Source organism: Paenibacillus sp. FSL R5-0912 (genome assembly GCF_000758605.1).
Lineage (GTDB): Bacteria > Bacillota > Bacilli > Paenibacillales > Paenibacillaceae > Paenibacillus_AQ.
Genome location: NZ_CP009282.1, coordinates 5,410,894 through 5,429,819 on the forward strand (window position 1 = coordinate 5,410,894; position 18,926 = coordinate 5,429,819).

Below are 18,926 nucleotides of genomic sequence, written 5' to 3' on the forward strand. Positions count from 1 at the left end.
TATGGTTTCGTTCTGCATTGTTTCTCCTCCAAACCTTATATAACATCCCCGCAAAGTATGAATTACTGTGATGCCTGTTCAGGTACTTTGCGGGAACCCCAAAGCTGTCCTTTGTCATATAGAGGGCGGGCCTTCGCCCGCCCTTACTAGCGACCGCCCTACTCAGAACGGTTAATTGTTCAAGAGCTCTCCTACACGTTTGTTCATATCCTTCAGGCCTTCATCAATCGAAGCGTTCTTCGTCATGATGTTATCGTGTGCTTCATTCAGGATAACCTCGATGTCTGCACTCTTTTCATGTATAGGCATTTCCAGATAAGTCTGAACAGTATTTAGTGCAGCCTTACTGTTCTCGTCTGCAGGGAAACCGTCGATGGAAGTAATGGAATTGATAACTTCATCGTTCTTGATGGCCGGAATGGTTCCGGTAGAAGCAATAACCTTCGCGCCTTCTTCACCAGTTACGAAGTTCATGAACTCCAGTGCGGCTTCTTTGTGCTTGGATTTCTGGTTTACAGCCAGGGAAGTAATCGTACCCAGAGTTGTACCGGCTTCCACACCGTCAGGGTGAGGGTATTTCACAATGCCCCATTCTGTTGATTGGGATTCGCCGCTCTTCACTTTCTCGATCTGGGTAGCAATGAACCAGCTGCCCATGTTCATCATGGCAACGGAGTTGTTGTAGAATACGCCGGAATAATGCGTGCTGGAAGTCTTCAATGTAGCGTAATCCATCACGATACCGTCTTCCTGCTCTTTCAGAATCCGTTCATAGGTAGGCTTCAGGAAGTCATAGTTGCCGCCGACCACCGTATTCTTGCCGTCAAGAATACCGAACAGTTGAACCGCGCTCCGCCAAGTGTGGTAGTGGGCACCGTATACTTTTTCGGAACCGCTGCCGGAGGTCATTTTGCGGGCGAGCTCATCATATTGGTCGAAGGTCATATCATTACTCGGGTATTCCACGCCTGCTTTGTCGAACAAAGCTTTGTTGTAATAAACCACCCAGAAGTCACTGCGGAAAGGAAGCGCATACACCTCGCCGCCCACTTCAATCTGCTCCACAGTACCGCCATACAAGGAAGGATCAATGGAATTTGTGCTCATGTAGCTCTTAAGCGGCTCCAGATGATTCTGCTTCACCAGGTTCGAATAACCGGGAATATCTTTAATGGTAAGAACGTCCAGGTCTGCACCGCCGGAGAGCTGTGTGCTGAGCATGGTCATATAGTCCGTGGAGCCAAGATCTACATATTCAATCGTTACATTCGGATGTGCAGCTTTATAAGCATCGATCAGCGGCTTGTAGTAAGCGGTTGCTTCCCAGTCCCACAGCGCCCATTTCAAAGTCACAGGCTCCTGACTTGGTTCAGCGGAAGCGTTTGCAGCGTTACCCGCCGCAGGTGCGGTAGTTGCAGCAGCTTCATTATTGGCGTTGTTCCCGGAACATCCGGCCAGCATGCTCACGGAGAGCGCTGCGCTAAGGGTCATGCCATAGAATCTTTTTAAGTTCATTTAAATATCCCCTTTTCCTTCTTATGGTCAATCCGCGACCGGCTCAACCGGCCTTAGTTCAAAGTGTAAGCCTTTTCAGACGGGATTGGGATGCAATATCAAACACAGAACATTCACTTTTCTGTGCTCTTCTTCCCCTCGTCCGGCCTAAACCTGTAATATCCTATCCGAAACATGTAAAATTCTTAGCTTCTTCTCCTTGGTCTGTATTGAACGGCAGGAATATGATAAGGTAGATGAAAACGCTTAATATGTTTTCAACATTTACAAAGGAGTGTTCTCAACGGTAAGAAAATCTACTATTAAAAGCCGCATCATTCTGCTCATGGCCGTATTCGCACTGCTGATTGCGTCGCTGCTGTCTTTTTTCAGCTATGAATTGATTACGTATTATCAGCGTAAAACAACCATTCAGGCGACCGAGTTCAATCTGCAGCTGGTTTCCCATATTATTGAACAGGATTTGATTAACCTGTCTGGCCTGGCAATGACCTGCAGCACCAACTCGTCCACCAATACCCTGATCACGAATTATTTCGCGTCCAAGAACCCCAGCTCCAAGGAAGCCATTAACGTCTTCAACTCGATGCAACAGGAATTCCTGAATAACCGCTCGAACAGCTATGCCCGCCGCCTGATTGTTACGGATAACAACGGAAAGTTTCTGCAGGTGGATAACACCGGCACCTCCGTTCCGCTTACCATACACAATATCGGTCATATCGCCGGTCTTAATGCAGATGCCGAGGAGCAATGGGATCAGGTGATCAAGGACCCGCTCTCCAACACGAATGGAATCCCGTTTGTGTTTCCGATTTACGGCAAAGGAGCTATACGGGTTGGAACGGTATATATGTTAGCCAATACCTCTGTTATCACCGACAAGCTGAAGGGATACTCCCTGCCGAAGAATTCCCGGCTGCTGCTCACGCTCGGCAATCATCATTATCAGCTTACCGGCGATCAGGTCACAGCCATTACAGAACCTTATGTACCGGTAGCCTATACCAATGACAAACCTGTCGGCCCGCAAACCGAGCTGTCCATGGTCAAGCTTACGGATGATGAAGAAAGACATATTGTGGTATCTTATCCCGTACGCAGCGGAGTCATTCTGTCACAGACTTTATCGAACGACCAGTTCGCGCCCAAGGCAAACATATGGATTCTGGTGATGCTTGGCGTTGTCCTTCTGGTTATTGTCTTAAGCGCTATCATTACGCTGTATTTGACCCGTACGATCAGTCTTCCAGTAGAGAAGCTCAAGAAGCGCATCGATAAGATTGCCCAGGGTAATTTCCTGATTGACCGCAATATTGAGTGGAAAAGCGAGCTCGGCGACGTCGGACGCGGCATTAACCGCCTGTCTCAGGATATCGTGGCCCTCATGGACAGCCGGCTCGCGGACGAGAAGCAGAAGCAGGAGCTGGAATACCGGATGCTGCAGAGCCAGATCAATCCGCATTTTCTCTACAACACACTGAATTCAATCAAATGGATGGCCACGATCCAGAATGCTACAGGCATTGCAGAGATGACGACTTCACTGTCCAGACTGCTCCGCAGCATCGCCAAGGATAACCGGCGGCTGATGCCGCTGAAGGATGAGCTGAGCCTGCTCGATGACTATTTCCTGATCCAGAAATACCGCTATGGCAGCACGGTCACCATGGTCAAAGACATTGAGAATGAAGAGCTGCTCACCGGCCTGATTCCCCGCTTCACGCTTCAGCCGCTGGTGGAGAATGCGATCTTCCATGGCATTGAGCCCAAGGGCCGTGGCAATATTATCATCACGGTCTCCAAAAGCGGATTCGCCGATATCCTGGTCACGATCGAAGACAATGGTGTCGGCATGAAGGAAGAGCAAATCTCCACAATTCTATCCGTTCCTGAGGATGAATCCAAGGGGATGCTCGAGAATGTCGGACTGCGCAGCGTGAATGAACGCCTGCAGCTGGCTTTTGGCGGGAATTACGGCCTATCTATTGAGAGTGAGCTTGGACAATATACCATCATGAAGCTGCTCCTGCCCTTCCTGCAGAGAGAGTAGCTAAGTACAGACTGCGTTACCGTCCCTTTTAGGACTATACCTCATCCGCCCGACGTTGCCCAGTAACAGTAACTGTATATAAAAGTGCCGCTATGCTTAAGCAGAACCGCCCTGGCTGTGAAGCTGGGGAGCTGCTGTAGATTCGGGGGCTGGCGGCTGGAGCTGACTGCTGACTGAAGAGCTGGCGGCTGGCTGAAGAGCTAGAAACCAGCGGTTCCCTCAAGCAAGTGGAAAAATGTATCTTAATTGTTCGGTTTCGCAGGATTAGGGGCAATTAAGTGGAAAAATGACATCTACGACTTGAGGTTTCAGCTACTTTGAAAGAAATGAGATCATTTAAGTGCTTTTTATCCAACTGCTGTAATTGCAAGGCTCCCTCGCTCCTCAGCAAGTGGAGAAAATCCAACTGCTATCATACGTATGAACCATATAAACTCTTATATTTCAGCAGACTGAGCAAGGATGTGATGAGCTTGATCAAATTATTAATCGCAGATGACGAGGCCCTGGTCTGTATCGGCCTGCAGTCCATGCTGAAGTGGGACCAGTACAATATTGAGATTGTAGGCATTGCCCACAACGGCGCCCAGGAAGAGGAGATGATCGATACACTCCGCCCTGACATCGTCATCAGCGATATCAAAATGCCGATTAAAAGCGGTCTCGAGGTTGCCGGCTCGGTACGCAAAAAGTATGGCCGGCTGCCGCTCTTCATAATGCTGACCAGCTATGAAGAATTTCAATACGCCCGCGGAGCGATTGAAGTGCAGGCCACGGATTATCTGGTTAAGCTGGAGCTGACCCCGGAGGCGCTGTCCGAATCCATCCGCAGAGCGATCGGCATGCTTGAGACTTACCAGACGATGGAGAGCTACCCGAAGCTGGTCCACCGCGGGAATATCCAGGGCCAGCGCGATAAATTCTTCATCCGCCTGTTCAACAACCTGTTCGAGAACAAGAACCAGTATCTCCTGCAGAAAGAGGATCTGGACCTGGATTTGCCAGGGGCCGCCTATCTCGTCTGCACCTGCCGCATTCTGGGTCCAGATACGGTTCCACCGCGCGGCGATAAGCTGGTTGCCTTATGCTCCAGTACCGTACAAATGGCTAAGGATACACTCTCTTCCGTCAGCCCGTGTTATGTAACCAGTCTGGATCTACGCAATTTCGCCGTAGCACTGCCTCTCCCGGGCACCGATCCACAGCTCTGGATGCCTGACATCCAGAAGCTGCTTGGAGACATGGCCTCTGTGCTGCACAACTACTTCAATGTGACGATCATCGGTGCCATCGGCTTTGCCGTCGAAGATCCTTATCTGCTGCGGGAGAGTTATCTTGCCGCCCGGAAGGCACTTCCGGCCGCGGTTAAAGAGCGCTCCTTCGTCTTCTTCACAGAGGGCGAGACACTTCTGCAGGAGCATCTGATGTTCGATTTCTCCGAATCACGTTCGGAGATCCGCCGTGCTTTTGAAGAGATGGATACCCGGGCCTTGTACACCATTATCTCCAGAATGATCGAAATCTTCGACGGCCGGTCCGACCTGCTGGTTCCCGCCACCGATGCCGCCTGCAATATCCTGTATATGGCCACTTCCCTGCTTGCGGACGGGGAGAACATTGTGGAGCAGATATTTGAGAATGAGCCGGAGGGCTACCGGGCCATTTATCAGATGCATACTATAGAAGAAATCGCCGGCTGGCTGATCCAGTTCCGGGACGGATGCGAAGGTATCCTCTCCACCCGCAGACAGAGCTACAAGGAGCAGGTCGTGAAGAATGTCCAGGAATATATCAAAAGAAATCTTGGCAGTAAGCTGTCGCTCAATCAGGTGGCGGATGTGTTCAATTTCAGTCCTAACTATCTGAGCCATCTGTTCTCCAAGGTCGCCAAGGTAAACTATGTAGAGTATATCACAGAGATCAAAATCACCACCGCCAAGGAAATGATGGTCCGCGGGGAAGGCCGGATCTACGAGATCTCGCAGAAGCTCGGCTACGAGAGCGCCTTTTACTTCAGCAAGGTATTCAAGAAGGTCACCGGTCTCTCCCCCCGGGATTACATGCAGCAGATTGAATCAGGTACGGAGGATGTGCGGAGTCATTGAGCTGAACTTGGTTAGGCGGATGACGGAGTTGAAGTACATGAAGCGATCTGAGTCCGTATGCCTGCCGAATGGCGATATTCATGCAAATAACGGCTCTCCAATCCGCCAGGAATCTGCTGTGTAGCGTGACATAACATAAAACTGCTTCATGAGGGCTCATGTCCATCATGTCTCATAACGAGCCTGCTCCTGAAAGAGATTGCCCAAAAGCCATGTAATGGCGCCTTGGGGCAATCTCTTATTTTATAGTTAACGAAACTTTTACCCGGTTAAGGCACAAACTACGGCCATTGCACAGTTGAGGCAGGAGGAGCTCTCATCGACGCCCTCCTAATGTAAGCGCCTCAAAAATCCACTTGAAAGAACATGAAAGTAGTGGTAGGATAAAAGCGAAGTTTTAGTAAATATATTAACTAAAAAGGCGTGAAGCAGCTTGGCAACGATTAAAGACATCGCCCGTGAGGCGGGTGTATCAGCCGCAACCGTATCGAGAGTGCTAAATAATGACCTGTCCCTGGCTGTCAGTGACGACACGCGGAGCCGTGTGTTTGCAGTCGCAGAGCAGCTTGGCTACAAGCCCTCACGGTTAAGGCAGCTGAAGCGGGAGACTGAGCTGAGCAGCAAAGCTATTACGCTTCTGCTCTGGTGCTCGGCGGAAGAAGAACGGGAAGATCCGTATTACGGCTCAATCCGCCGCGGGGTTGAGCTGCGCTGTGAGGAGCTGGGGATTGTGCTCGGCCAGACGCTGCGCGGACGTAACCTCCTGCCCCCGCTCCGGGCCGATGATGGACTTATCGTCGTAGGCGGCTTCGACCCCAAGGAATTCGAGAGGCTGCATGCCGACAAAAGCACGACCGTACTGGTCGACCAGTACGAGGAACACCTGGAGTACGACTCCGTGCAGACGCATTTCCGTCAGGCTGTCGGTCAGGCGCTTACTCATCTGCTGGACCTTGGCCACCGGGATATTGCCTTCATCGGCGGCGGCAGTGAAGGCGAGCGCCGGGCGCATCACTTCAGCCGTATGATGCAGAGCCAGGGCTGCTACGATCCGGAACTGGTCCGCAAGGGCAGCTGGAGCAGTGCTGACGGTTACCGGATGATGGACGAGCTGCTGGCAGGTGGCAAGCGGCCAACCGCCTGCTTCGCGGCCAGTGACCCGCTGGCGGTCGGCGCCCTCCGCGCCCTGCACGACCACGGCGTGCAGGTGCCTGCAGAGATGGCCATTGTCGGCTTCGATGATATCGAGATGGCCGCCTACGTCCAGCCCCCGCTGACAACGGTGCGCGCCTATCCCGAACAGATGGGCAAAGCGGCTGTCCAGCTGCTCGCCGAGCGGTTCGAAGGACGCGAAGTGCCATCGCATACGATTATCGGCACGAAGCTGATCGTCAGGGAGACCAGCGGCGGGACACCAGAGTAACAGTAGCCCGGTACACACAGAAATCATGTAATGCATATCACCAGTACAGAAGGTTCTGACGGTTCAGACATCCGGACCGTATCTCACTTCACAAGGAGAGTATATGAATATGAACATTTATGCAGACGAAACACTGGGATTGTTCCACCTTCAATCCAAAGATACCAGCTATATTATCCAACTGGTGGAAGGCTATCCCGCCCATGTATACTGGGGTCCACAGCTCCGCCATGACAACAGCCTGACCGGGGCGCTAGAGCTGCGCGAGCGCGCATCCTTCTCCCCAACCCCGCTGCTGCAGAAGCCCACCCTTTCTCTGGATGCTCTGCCCCAGGAATATCCGCAGTATGGAACAAGCGACTTCCGCCGCCCTGCCTATCAGGTTCAGCTGGCTGACGGCACGCGGATCTCTGAACTCCAATATGCCGGCTATGCCATTACACCGGGCAAGCCTGTACTCGAAGGACTGCCTGCCGTCTATGTCGAGAATGAAGCAGAAGCACAGTCTCTGGAGCTTACACTGAAGGATGATTACGCGGGTCTGAGCGTTAAGCTGATGTATACCGTCTTCGCTGACCATAGCGCGATTACCCGTTCTGTCCGCTTTGAGCATAACGGTGAGGCACCGCTACGGCTGGAACAGGCGCTTAGCGCATCCGTTGATTTCGCCGATTCCTCCTACGATACCCTGCACCTGAGCGGTGCATGGGCGAGAGAACGCCATGTTCAGCGCCGTCCGCTTACCCCGGGCGCAGCCTTGTCGCTGGAGAGCCGCCGCGGCTCAAGCAGTCACCAGACCAACCCGTTTCTCGCCCTGCTCCGACCGGGTGCGGATGAAGATCAGGGTGATGTGTTCGGCTTCAATCTGGTCTACAGCGGCAGCTTCGCCGCAACTGCAGAGGTTGAACAGTTCGGACAAACCCGGGTAAGCATCGGGATTAACCCGTTCGACTTCTCCTGGCTGCTGGAACCGGGCCAATCGTTCCAGACCCCGGAGGCTGTGCTCGTCTATTCCAGTGAAGGACTCGGCGGCATGTCACGCACCTATCACCGTCTGTACCGGACCCGGCTGTGCCGCGGCGTTCACCGCGACCAAGCCCGTCCGATTCTCGTCAATAACTGGGAAGCGACCTATTTCGATTTCGACGCTGACAAAATCGCGGCGATCGCCAAAGAAGCAGGCCCGCTCGGGATTGAACTGTTCGTACTCGACGACGGCTGGTTCGGCACACGTGACCGGGACAACAGCTCGCTCGGCGACTGGTTCGAGGACCGCCGCAAGCTGCCTGAAGGTCTGGCCGATCTCGCCAGCCGTGTTAACAGCGAAGGCCTTCAGTTCGGACTGTGGGTCGAACCGGAGATGGTCTCACCGGACAGCGATCTGTACCGGAAGCATCCGGACTGGTGCCTGCATGCCGCAGGACGCCGCCGCACGGAAGGCCGCAACCAGCTGATCCTGGATCTCTCCCGCCCGGAAGTATGCGATTATCTGTATGAGACACTCAGCGCAGTCTTTTCCAGCGCACCCATCACCTACGTCAAATGGGATATGAACCGCAACATGACGGAGATCGCCTCCGCCAAAGCCAGCCCTGAGCGGCAAAAAGAAACCGCGCACCGCTATATGCTCGGTCTGTATCATTTGCTGGAGCGCCTGACCTCCCGCTTCCCTCACATTCTGTTCGAGAGCTGCTCCGGCGGCGGCGGCCGGTTCGATCCGGGAATCCTGTTCTATATGCCGCAAACCTGGACCAGTGACAACACCGATGCGATTGAACGCCTGGCTATTCAATATGGTACAAGTATGGTCTATCCGGCCAGCAGCATGGGAGCTCACGTGTCAGCGGTACCGAACCATCAGGTGGACCGCATCACTTCCCTTGCCACCCGCGGGGATGTAGCGATGAGCGGCAACTTCGGCTATGAGATGGATCTTACCAAGTTCACGGAAGCCGAGAAGGATCTGGCTGCCCGGCAGATTGCCCAGTACAAGGAGATCCGCACGCTAGTGCAGCAGGGTGATATGTACCGTCTGCTGAGTCCGTTTGAGGGCAGCGGTGATACCGCCTGGATGTTCGTCAGTGAAGATAAGACAGAAGCTTTCGTAGCCTATTTCCGGGTGCTTGCCATACCTAACGCACCGATCTCCCGCCTTACGCTCAAAGGACTCCATCCGGAGCTGGATTATGTCATTGAGACGGGTGCAAAAGGCAGTATCGCGCATGTCCACGGCGGCGCAGAAGCCTCTGCACCTGCAGAAGGCGACAGCTCCGCTCCATTCCAGACCGCCTTCGACGGCACACCGCTCGGCGGCGACCGTCTGATGCAAATAGGTCTTGTGGTCTCCGACCTGCGCGGGGATTACGCCAGCTGCACCTATCGATTAAGAGCGGTACAGCGCCAATCCTAAACTTTGAAAAGGCTTCAGTCTCCCCGGGGACTGAAGCCTTTTGGTTATATGGGTCGGCGAGGCTCCCGCAATATCTCATCCATCAACTGAAATTGTTGTACGAAATGCAGCATTTCTGCTCCCTCAGTAGTAACTAACCAGGTGAGGGAAAGCGATTTTTTTGTAAAATTTTAAATATTCACTATTCAGACACTAATTGCTCATTGTGCAATCTTTCTCTTTGGGCAATAATATAGACTATAGATGATATCAATAGCCAAGTGGAAATGGCATGGCTGCCTTCCATAGGGGCAGCACCGTTTCAGCGGGAAAGATAAGGAGGAAGCATAGAACTTGAATCCCAAACTGACACTGCGGGACAAAAAAAAAGAAGCCACCGCCTACGCTTTAGCTATTGCCGCCTTCGAGCTTGCGGTTGAGCAAGGCATGGACGGCTTCATCGTTGATGACATTGTCCATAAAGCTGGTTATTCCCGGCGGACCTTTGCGAATTACTTCTCCTGTAAAGAGGAGGCAGTGGCGGCCTATTTCATCAGCAGCGCTGCCCATGAGCATGACAACCAGCTGTTCGACATTCTGCCTCAGGATGCTACACCTCTGGAAGCCATGTACAATCTGCTCAAGCTGCAGTTCACCTCCGAGTTTCTGCATAAGCTGCGGCAGTTCGTATCCCTGGCGAATCAGTACCCTTCACTGGAGCCTTACATCCTGAGCGTATTCCGCCGCCTGCAGATCGCAGCCGAGGAAGTGCTGGAGCTGTTCTCCCGGGGCCGTTACGATGACGGATATACCCACCTTCTCGCCGGTGCTGTCTACGGGGCATTCGTCCCTATTCTGGACGGACGCCTCAACGTCATGCTGCCGGGCGAAACACAGGATGAGCCCTCCAGTGCCATGCCGTTTGATCAATATTTGAATTCCATGTTTGCTTACTTACGCAACGGCTTCTAATTAAATTCACAGATAAAGAGGAGAAACCATTACATGTCAACATTTCTGTACCGCCTAGGAAAGTCGGCCTATTCCAAGCCCTGGTATTTCATCGCGGCGTGGATCGTCGTGCTCGGTGTTATAGGAGCCCTGCTTGGTGTCAATGGCATCCAGTCCAGCTCCGAAATGAAAATTGAAGGCACCGAATCGCAAAAAGTGCTGGATAAGCTCACCCAGGAGCTCCCTGCTGCTGCCGGCGGCCAGGCGAGCGTCGCCTTCACCGCACCAGACGGAGAACGTTTGGATACGCCGGAGCGTGCAGCTCTGCTCCAGAAAGCTATCAATGACGTCTACAATATGGAATACGTCATCAATCCTATGGAACTGGCAGCACAGGCTGCCGCCGCCGCTCAAGCCGCTGCTGCTGATCCTTCCGCTGCTGCCGGCCAAGCCGCCGCTGCTGATCCTTCCGCCGCTGCCGATCCTTCTGCTGCCGCCGCCGCGGGCCAAGCTGCCGCTGCACAGTCCGCTCCTTACGGCCCGCTGATGGCAGACGGCGCTCCTGTTCCCGGCGTGATGCTGTCTGCGGACGGGAATATTGCGCTGTTCCAGTTCCAGTTCACCGTGCAGCAGACCTCTCTGCCGTCGGATGTACCGGATAACATCATCGATACCGTGACTGAAGTCGAACAGTCTGGCTCCGGCATCACTGCGATTCCGAGCGATTCGCTGAAGAGTATGCCGGCCATCGGCTCCACTGAAGCTGTCGGTGTTGTCGTTGCGGCCGTTGTACTGTTCATGACGCTGGGCTCGGTCGTTGCCGCCGGCTTGCCGCTGATTACCGCCCTCCTCGGTGTCGGAATCAGTGTCGGAGGCGCGTTTGCCCTCGGCAGCCTGATCCAGATGAATGACATTACACCGGTTCTTGCCGTGATGATCGGCCTGGCCGTAGGTATCGACTACTCGCTGTTTATTGTCAACCGTCAGCGTCGCCTGATTCTCGATGAGAAATTAAGCGCCGGTGAATCCGCCAGCCGGGCACTGGGTACTGCCGGCAGCGCCGTATTCTTCGCCGGTCTGACCGTCATTATTGCCCTATGCGGCATGCTCGTTATCGGCATCGGCTTCTTGTCGACCATGGCCCTTGTCGCCGCAGCCAGCGTGCTGATCAACGTTCTGCTGGCGCTGACTCTGCTGCCTGCGCTGCTGGGACTGGTCGGCGAGCGGATTGTCACCGCCAAAGCCCGCACGAAGAATACCACAGCAGGCAAAAAAGCAAAGCACAGCTTCTCTCACCGCTGGGCCAATGCTACCGTGAAATACCGCTGGGCCATCATTATTCTTGTGATACTGGTGCTTGGAACAGCAGCGATTCCGGTAACCAAGATGGAGCTGGGCATTCCGTCCGGCGCCTCGGCGAACCTGGACACTCCGGCACGCCAGAGCTATGATGTGATCTCCAAAGGGTTCGGCGAAGGCTTCAATGGACCGCTGCTGCTGGTAGCGGAGCCGAAGAACCCGTCTGACAAAATCTCAATGGAACTGCTGGGCAAGCTGACCCAGGAGCTGCAAATGCATGATAACGTAACACAGGTGTCTCCGTTGGGGGTAAATGCCACCGGTGAACTCGCCATTATCAGCCTGATCCCGAAGACAGGTCCGACCGATACAGCAACAAGAGATCTCGTGCAGGAGCTGCGCGATCCGTCTTCCAGCCTGACCTCGGGCAACAATATTAACCTGGGCGTGACCGGCTTCACCGCCATCAATATTGATATGTCCTCCAAGCTGTCTGATGCCTTCCCTGTCTACATCGGCATCATTGTTATTCTCTCGCTGATCATCCTGCTGCTGGTCTTCCGGTCGATTATTGTACCGATTAAGGCAACCATCGGTTTTGTTCTCAGTATCCTTGCCACCTTCGGTGTGACCACTGCTGTCTATCAATGGGGATGGCTGCATTCCCTGTTCGGCTTCGATACAGGAGGACCACTGCTCAGCTTCATGCCGATTCTGGTCACCGGCATTCTGTACGGTCTGGCCATGGATTATCAGGTGTTCCTGGTCAGCTCCATGCGTGAAGCTTATGTCCACGGCCGCCGCGGCAATGACAGCGTCGTTCACGGCTACGATCTCGCCAGCCGCGTTGTACTTGCCGCAGGCGTAATCATGGTTTCCGTCTTCTTCGGCTTCATCTTCGCCCCTGATGCGATGATTAAGCAGATCGGCTTCGCACTTGCCTTCGGCATCCTGATCGATGCCTTCATCATCCGCATGACGCTCGTTCCTGCTGTCATGGCCGTCTTCGGCGACAAGGCCTGGTGGCTGCCGAAATGGCTGGACCGCCTGCTGCCGAATCTCGATGTTGAAGGCGATAAGCTGATCGCCAGGCTGAATGCCGAGAGCGGACAGAACAAGTAGAAACGGCTTGACCGTCCTTTCCAGGACGGTACCGTTTCAGCGGGAAGGGCGGCATCCCCGCCGTCCGCCCCGAAATACACAGAGCCTGCGGGATTGTCCGCAGGCTCTGTTTCACTTGCTAAACGTAAGCTGACCGCGTTCTCCGCTTCAAGCCTGTGCTTGTGACGCTCAGACAGACTTACCGGCTCAGACACGATATACATACATTATTCCCTCCGGTTTCGTGCAAAATTTGGACACTGCCAGCCTTGTTCTGCCGCTTCCGTCAGCCATGCCTGCATCCCGAGCACCTGCTGCAGATAACCGTCAGCTATACGCTCTTCCCGGAGCTGTTCAACTTCCTCACGGGTCCAGGGCTCACAGAAGATTCGCTCGGCCCGGATGACATTCTGCCAACCTTCTTCACCGTACCCCATACCAAATATTCGTGAAGCACACTGACCCAGCCCCCGCTGCTCTGGCTTACGTACATAACCGCCTTACGCTCCGGCGCCTCCAGATCAGGATAACCCAATACTTCGCCATACTTGCTGGCCAGCTCTCTTAAGGGTTATGAGATCTTCGGGGAAATTAAAGATTGTCCGCAGGAAGGCCACACGAAATATTGTCTCCAGAAAAGCCTGAAGACCGGGTCCTCTCCTTCCTGAGACGGCCCGGCGCTTCACGCGATCGGATTTCAGACTATACTGAAGATGACATGCTTCCCGGCGGCCAGCGCCTTCCTGTAGAAGTCCAGTAGCCTGGCTCCATCCATCTCCATCATACGCTCCAGGGTGTCCTCATCTACCATGACATATTGGCCCAGCATCCCCATTAGCTATTCCTTCTTCTACGAAGTGCAGTTGCTTACTCTTCACTCTCTTTACAGAATCGGCGACAGCAGCCGGGAGATTCCCTCCTTCAGCTTAATCATCAGCGACCGCTCCCTGTAGCGCTCAAGCGTAAGCTCAGAGCTTAGCTTGCTGTCGCTCAGGAACATATCCTGGAGCTGTGCAGCAATCTTCCGGTCATACACAATGGCATTGACCTCGAAGTTCAATCTGAAGCTGCGCGAATCGATATTCATCGTCCCTACGGAAGCCACCTCCCCGTCTGCCACAATGGTCTTGGCATGCAGGAAGCCGTTCTCATAGAGCAGGATCGTGGCTCCATAATTAAGCAAATCCCCGGCATACGCCCAGGTCGCCCAATACACGAACGGGTGGTCAGGCTTGTCAGGAATCATGATCCGCAGATCCACACCGGAGAGCAGGGCGATTTTGCAGGCATCCATGAAGCTCGTGTCCGGAATGAAGTAGGGGGTCTGGATAAATATGCTTTGTTTGGCCGACAGAATGAGCTTGATGTACATGTTCTTCAGATGCTCAGTTTCTGAATTGGGGCCGCTTGTAATGATCTGGACCGGGCTTGTCCCGGAATGCTGCTCAGTGTAAAAGGCGAATTCCTCGTAATCCCCTCGCGTATGCTTCCCGGCCTGATGCCAGTCCAGAACAAATCTGCCTTGAATATGATTGACTGCATTCCCGGTGATCCTGAGGTGGGTGTCCCGCCAATAGCCGAATTTCTTGTCCAGCCCAAGGTATTCATCCCCTACATTGAACCCCCCGATATACGCAATTCTTCCGTCGATAATGCACAGCTTACGGTGATTTCTGTTGTTGATCCGGAAATTCAGCGGCTTCAGCACAGACGGGAAGAACACCTCAACCTCTCCTCCGGCTGCACGCAATTCCTGAAAAAAACGCCTGGAGATCCGCTTGGATCCAACCTCATCGTAGAGCAGACGTACCTTCACGCCTTCCAGTGCTTTTGCCGTTAATTCATCCCTAAGCCTCGTCCCCAGCGCATCCGGCTGAATGATGTAATACTGAATATTGATCTCTGTCCTGGCCGAGCGGATATCCTCGAATAAAGCGGCGAATTTCTGATGGCCGTCACTGTAGATGACCAGCTCATTATCACTGGACAAAAGGCCATGCGACGATCTGATGTTCATGGTGATCAGCTCTGCATATTTCTGCAGCAGCGGCGGCGCATCGTCAGCCTCCTGGTTCAGGACCGCCAGCTGCTTGTCCGCTTCCGCCTGGACATATTCCTGCTCTTCGATAAACAGATTATAGAAATTCTTCTTCTTCAGATTACGCCCGAAAAAGATATACAGGATAAATCCCAAAATAGGAATGAAGAATAGAACCATCAGCCAGGCCCAGGTATATCCCGCCTCCCTGCGTTCAATGAACAGAAAGCCCAATGCCAGAATGATATTGATCAATGTAACCACTGTCGTTATATTTGCAAATTCCATGACTTGTCCCCTTTCGTACGTCCGTGAAGTCCGGCCTAGAACTCCTCCAGCACTCTGGATTTGTCGCCATACACCTTGTCCAGATGCTCCTCACCCCAATAGCAGAGCAGATCCAGGGCAGGCTTCAGTCCCCAGCCGTAGGCCGTCAGCTCATATTCCACCCGGGGCGGGATTTCCTGATACATCTTCCGCGAGATAATCTCATCCTTCTCCAGGCCTCTTAGCTGGGTGGTGAGCATTTTTTGCGTAATACCGGGGATCAGCCGCATCAGCTCGGAGGTGCGTTTGTGTCCGGTCATAAGATGGTAGATAATCAGCGGCTTCCATTTGCCGCCCATCACTTCCAATGCCGCCTCAACGCCCACCTTATATTTCTTCGGCGCATTAGTTATCTTTTCCCCGCTCAGTTCACGATTTCCACTCTGTTCAGTCATTTCCGATTCCTCCGTTACTGCGGTTATTAATGCCGGGACAAGATTAGCCTATGTAGGGAACTTCAATGTTCCTGGGGCACTTCGAGCTTCCTATAGCACATGAAAGTGCGTACTTCCGGATTATTAGATTCCTGTCTATAATAGCATCAGCCACTGAACATGGCTACAAACCTGCAGCTTAAGAAAGGTAGTGAAGATAGAGATGAACGTATTAATTGTTGTTTCGCACCCGAGGCAGGATTCCCTGACCTTCCAGGTTGCCCGCCGCTTTGCACAAGGTCTGACCGCAGCCGGACACGGCTATGAGATATTGGATTTGCACGAAATCGGGTTTGACCCTATTTTAAGAGAAAGAGACGAACCTGACTTGTCCCTTGCGGAGCAATCCTTCTCACCTGAGGTAGAACGGGAAATGCAGCGGATGAAGGAGCATGATGCCCTGGCGTTTGTGTTTCCGGTGTGGTGGTGGCATCTGCCTGCAATGCTGAAGGGATATGTGGACCGTGTGCTCAATAACGGATTCGCTTACGGCACAAGCCAGCTTCCCCATCAGCATGCCCTGTGGCTGGCTCTGGCAGGCGTAACGCAGGAGCAGATGAAGAAGCGTAATTATGATGAAGCCATCATGCAGCTGCTTAACGTGGGCATTGCCGATTATTGCGGAATCACAGACTCCAGGGTGGAGTTCCTCTACGAGACTACGAGTTCCGACCCGTCGCATTATGGGGTGCTGCTGGAGCAGGCTTATCAGGCGGGGTTGAATTACGGTAAGGGAGAGCACAGTCAGAAGTTCTTGTGAAAAATTGTCACATAGAAAAACAACCCAATCAAGCGAATTAAGGTATCCTCAAGATTCACTCTAAAAGGATGATTCGTTGTATGGGTTATAATTAACTGCCTAAAATTAGCTGACTTTATTATGTCTCCGACGAATATATTGGACATATGCTTTAAAACAACTAAACAAAATAGTAGTTACGTTTGCTATTAGCATCCCAATATATACATCTGATGCTCTAGTTCGAAACACCCATTTTTTAACTCCTTGTCCGGTTACTCCTAATTTCATTAGATATGGTTCTAGTTCTTTTGTTGTAAGTTTATCAACGTATACTAACGGAATGTCAGTAATGTCATTTGTACCAATTTCAGGAGTGAATTCAACCCATAATTGTTTGGTCCATCTATCATATTTATAGGTGAATATCTCATCTGATTCGCGGTATTCCCACCTGAAATTCCCCATAACAATTAATATACAAAATGTAAGTATGCTAATTAACAAAATTTTATAGTTCATAGGATCACCACCTTAAAGATCAAAAAGTATATCCATGTAACACTGGATATACTTTTTGTTAATTATAATTAATCCGTTAATTCCTTTTTTATATTATCAATAAAAGCTTCCGCATCCAAACTCTTAAATTCTTGAAGAGCCTGAGCTTCTGAACCAGAATGAACACTTCCATTTATACGGTTCCATTTGGGCAAAAACAGTAGTACTTACATAAAGACAGCTAAACAAACCAATGAAAGGCTAATTATAAACCTTTTATTCTTTTTCATTTATAAACCTCGTAATTAATAAAACAAATCACCTCAATTACATTTGCCGATCATTTTTCCAAATTATAACATTCCATCGCTTTTTACAACCATTTTTTTACTATTGTTGAAAATCCAAGATGGGAATACTCTGTTTTCACCATCTCTGCCTCCCTCCATTAAAAAAGCTGCCCCGACAAGCCTTGGTGGCTTGTGGGACAGCACTTAGCTTCAAACTATTAACTTCGTTCGCTAACCTCCGCGTCACCGTGCGGCTTCTGCTTCCCCAGCCACGCTAACTCCGCCATCGCGCCAAGCGGCCCGCGGATGCCTTGCGCCACTTCGGCTTCGCTCTGCGTTTCCGGCTTATCGCTCCAGATAGAGAACGTGCAGCCGATGAATTCACGCGGATAATCTCCGGTGTATTCCTGCTTGGCTTCCCCGGTACGGGCCGAGAATAATCCCGGATGCCAGGAAGCGCGGATTTTCTCTGCCGTCGGGTACGTGTAGCCCGCATGCTCGCCCAGCACGTAATACAAATAACCGTCGTTGAAGTTAATCACCTGATGGCCTTTGGCCACAATCGCGTCCAGCGGGGCCATCATAGGGTGCCACTTCGTCCAATACGTAATTTGAATGGAGGGTTTGGGTGCCACTCTCTGGGTCTGGTCGCCGCGGTACAACCCGTCATTCCAGGCGCGGACAATCCACCCCATGGACTCCAGATGCTCAGCAACTCCGTTGAGGTAGTCAATGTAGGCATCCACGCCTGTTCCGCCGCTGATGTTCAGTACATTCCGCGCATATTCGGCGAGCTGCGGATACTTGTCGAACTCCGCAAAGTCGATGAATTCATCCCCGCCGATATGAAAATAGCGGCTGCCCGCAAACAATTCCGCATATTCGTCCATCAGGTCCAGAACGAACCTGCGGGCTGCCGGGCTCGTAATATCCAGCGCCCCCCGAGCAGCATTACCTGCCGAGTCTTTGAGCAGCCAGTCCGGATGTGTAAGCAGCGCTTGGGCCAGATGCCCCGGTGAATCCAGTGAAGGAATGATATCCACATGATATCGCTGGGCCGCAAGGATAATGGCCTTCATCTCTGTCTTGGTTAAAGCTTGATCCGACATCACCTCAGGATGGCTCTCACTCATCAGCCGGAAGCCTTCGTTCTCGGAGAAATGCAGCTGCAGCGTATTCAGCCGGAGCCGGGACATCTCCCTGACCCGGTCCATGATCCATTCTTCGGTATAGAACTTCCGCCCGATGTCAATATGCAGCGACCGCTCCGCCACCGCAGGATAATCGGTAATGGTTCCGCAGGGCACGAAACCTTCAGCCTCCAGTATCTGTAGCAACGTCCGCAGTCCATACATCACTGCACGTTCACTTGGCGCGGTAATCCTCGCATAGCTCCCGATGTCAATGACATAACCTTCCAGGCTGTCCATACCTCTGCTCTGTCCGCTGCTGTTCAGGTCAATGACAATGTCTCCTGAATCCGGTGTCTCACCTTCTCCATATACTACAGGCATGAGCCGCTCAGATTGCGTCAGACTGCCCGCATATTCCGAGAGAACAATAAAAATTGTGTCATACAGAACCTTGTTTCCATCCGAACTGGCATTGTCTGCGATCCTGACCCGGGATTGTCCCGACAGTCTCCATTGCCCCTGAGAGGCCCTGATATACTGCTGCACACCCGGGAACGGGCTTGGATCACCGGTTAGCTTCTCCATCTGCGGTTCACCTCTCCACTACAGCTTTATCTTCTGCATCTTC

At 52.4% G+C, this 18,926-nt stretch carries 14 protein-coding genes; 7 read left to right on the forward strand and 7 right to left on the reverse strand.

Annotated elements, in window-relative coordinates; all coding sequences use genetic code 11:
* Nucleotides 1–171 precede the first annotated feature (171 nt).
* The gene (locus R50912_RS23015) at nt 172–1,515 is read right to left on the reverse strand and encodes an ABC transporter substrate-binding protein (protein ID WP_042238165.1); all 1,344 of its coding nucleotides are present in this window, start codon (nt 1,513–1,515) and stop codon (nt 172–174) included.
* A 325-nt stretch (nt 1,516–1,840) separates the two neighbouring features.
* Here R50912_RS23015 and R50912_RS23020 point away from each other — a divergent pair, with 325 nt between their 5' ends.
* The 6 genes from R50912_RS23020 (at nt 1,841) to R50912_RS23045 (ending at nt 12,857) form a co-directional block, all read left to right on the forward strand.
* The gene (locus tag R50912_RS23020; protein WP_081956612.1) at nt 1,841–3,568 is read left to right on the forward strand and encodes a sensor histidine kinase; all 1,728 of its coding nucleotides are present in this window, start codon (nt 1,841–1,843) and stop codon (nt 3,566–3,568) included.
* A 473-nt stretch (nt 3,569–4,041) separates the two neighbouring features.
* Nucleotides 4,042–5,673 carry a helix-turn-helix domain-containing protein gene (locus R50912_RS23025; RefSeq protein ID WP_042238169.1) on the forward strand — a complete coding sequence of 544 codons (1,632 nt, stop codon included), beginning with the start codon at nt 4,042–4,044 and terminating at the stop codon, nt 5,671–5,673.
* 433 nt (nt 5,674–6,106) lie between these two features.
* Entirely contained in the window at nt 6,107–7,096 is a 990-nt protein-coding gene (locus R50912_RS23030; protein WP_042238172.1) for a LacI family DNA-binding transcriptional regulator, read from the forward strand.
* Nucleotides 7,097–7,205: 109 nt separating this feature from the next.
* The gene (locus tag R50912_RS23035; protein ID WP_042238175.1) at nt 7,206–9,506 is read left to right on the forward strand and encodes an alpha-galactosidase; all 2,301 of its coding nucleotides are present in this window, start codon (nt 7,206–7,208) and stop codon (nt 9,504–9,506) included.
* 333 nt (nt 9,507–9,839) lie between these two features.
* Entirely contained in the window at nt 9,840–10,457 is a 618-nt protein-coding gene (locus R50912_RS23040) for a TetR/AcrR family transcriptional regulator (protein ID WP_042238177.1), read from the forward strand.
* A 33-nt stretch (nt 10,458–10,490) separates the two neighbouring features.
* Nucleotides 10,491–12,857 carry an MMPL family transporter gene (locus R50912_RS23045; protein WP_042238179.1) on the forward strand — a complete coding sequence of 789 codons (2,367 nt, stop codon included), beginning with the start codon at nt 10,491–10,493 and terminating at the stop codon, nt 12,855–12,857.
* A 206-nt stretch (nt 12,858–13,063) separates the two neighbouring features.
* On the opposite strand, the gene R50912_RS23050 is transcribed toward R50912_RS23045, so the two are convergent.
* From R50912_RS23050 to R50912_RS23060, 4 genes are all read right to left on the reverse strand, one after another.
* Nucleotides 13,064–13,273, reverse strand: a complete 210-nt coding sequence (locus tag R50912_RS23050) for a hypothetical protein (RefSeq protein WP_042238181.1) — start codon at nt 13,271–13,273, stop codon at nt 13,064–13,066.
* Between the two features lie 260 nt (nt 13,274–13,533).
* Nucleotides 13,534–13,671 (reverse strand): hypothetical protein, encoded by a 138-nt coding sequence (locus R50912_RS35230; RefSeq protein ID WP_156123271.1) that lies wholly within the window; start codon nt 13,669–13,671, stop codon nt 13,534–13,536.
* Nucleotides 13,672–13,719: 48 nt separating this feature from the next.
* Nucleotides 13,720–15,162, reverse strand: a complete 1,443-nt coding sequence (cls, locus tag R50912_RS23055) for a cardiolipin synthase (protein ID WP_042238183.1) — start codon at nt 15,160–15,162, stop codon at nt 13,720–13,722.
* Nucleotides 15,163–15,197: 35 nt separating this feature from the next.
* Nucleotides 15,198–15,596 (reverse strand): winged helix-turn-helix transcriptional regulator, encoded by a 399-nt coding sequence (locus tag R50912_RS23060; RefSeq protein ID WP_042238185.1) that lies wholly within the window; start codon nt 15,594–15,596, stop codon nt 15,198–15,200.
* A gap of 202 nt (nt 15,597–15,798) precedes the next feature.
* Between R50912_RS23060 and R50912_RS23065 the strand changes: the two genes are divergently transcribed.
* Nucleotides 15,799–16,395, forward strand: a complete 597-nt coding sequence (locus R50912_RS23065) for an NAD(P)H oxidoreductase (RefSeq protein ID WP_042238187.1) — start codon at nt 15,799–15,801, stop codon at nt 16,393–16,395.
* A 105-nt stretch (nt 16,396–16,500) separates the two neighbouring features.
* On the opposite strand, the gene R50912_RS23070 is transcribed toward R50912_RS23065, so the two are convergent.
* Both R50912_RS23070 and R50912_RS23075 read right to left on the reverse strand, forming a co-directional pair.
* Entirely contained in the window at nt 16,501–16,896 is a 396-nt protein-coding gene (locus tag R50912_RS23070; protein WP_042238189.1) for a hypothetical protein, read from the reverse strand.
* Between the two features lie 487 nt (nt 16,897–17,383).
* Nucleotides 17,384–18,883, reverse strand: a complete 1,500-nt coding sequence (locus R50912_RS23075; protein ID WP_042238190.1) for a family 20 glycosylhydrolase — start codon at nt 18,881–18,883, stop codon at nt 17,384–17,386.
* Nucleotides 18,884–18,926: the final 43 nt, after the last annotated feature.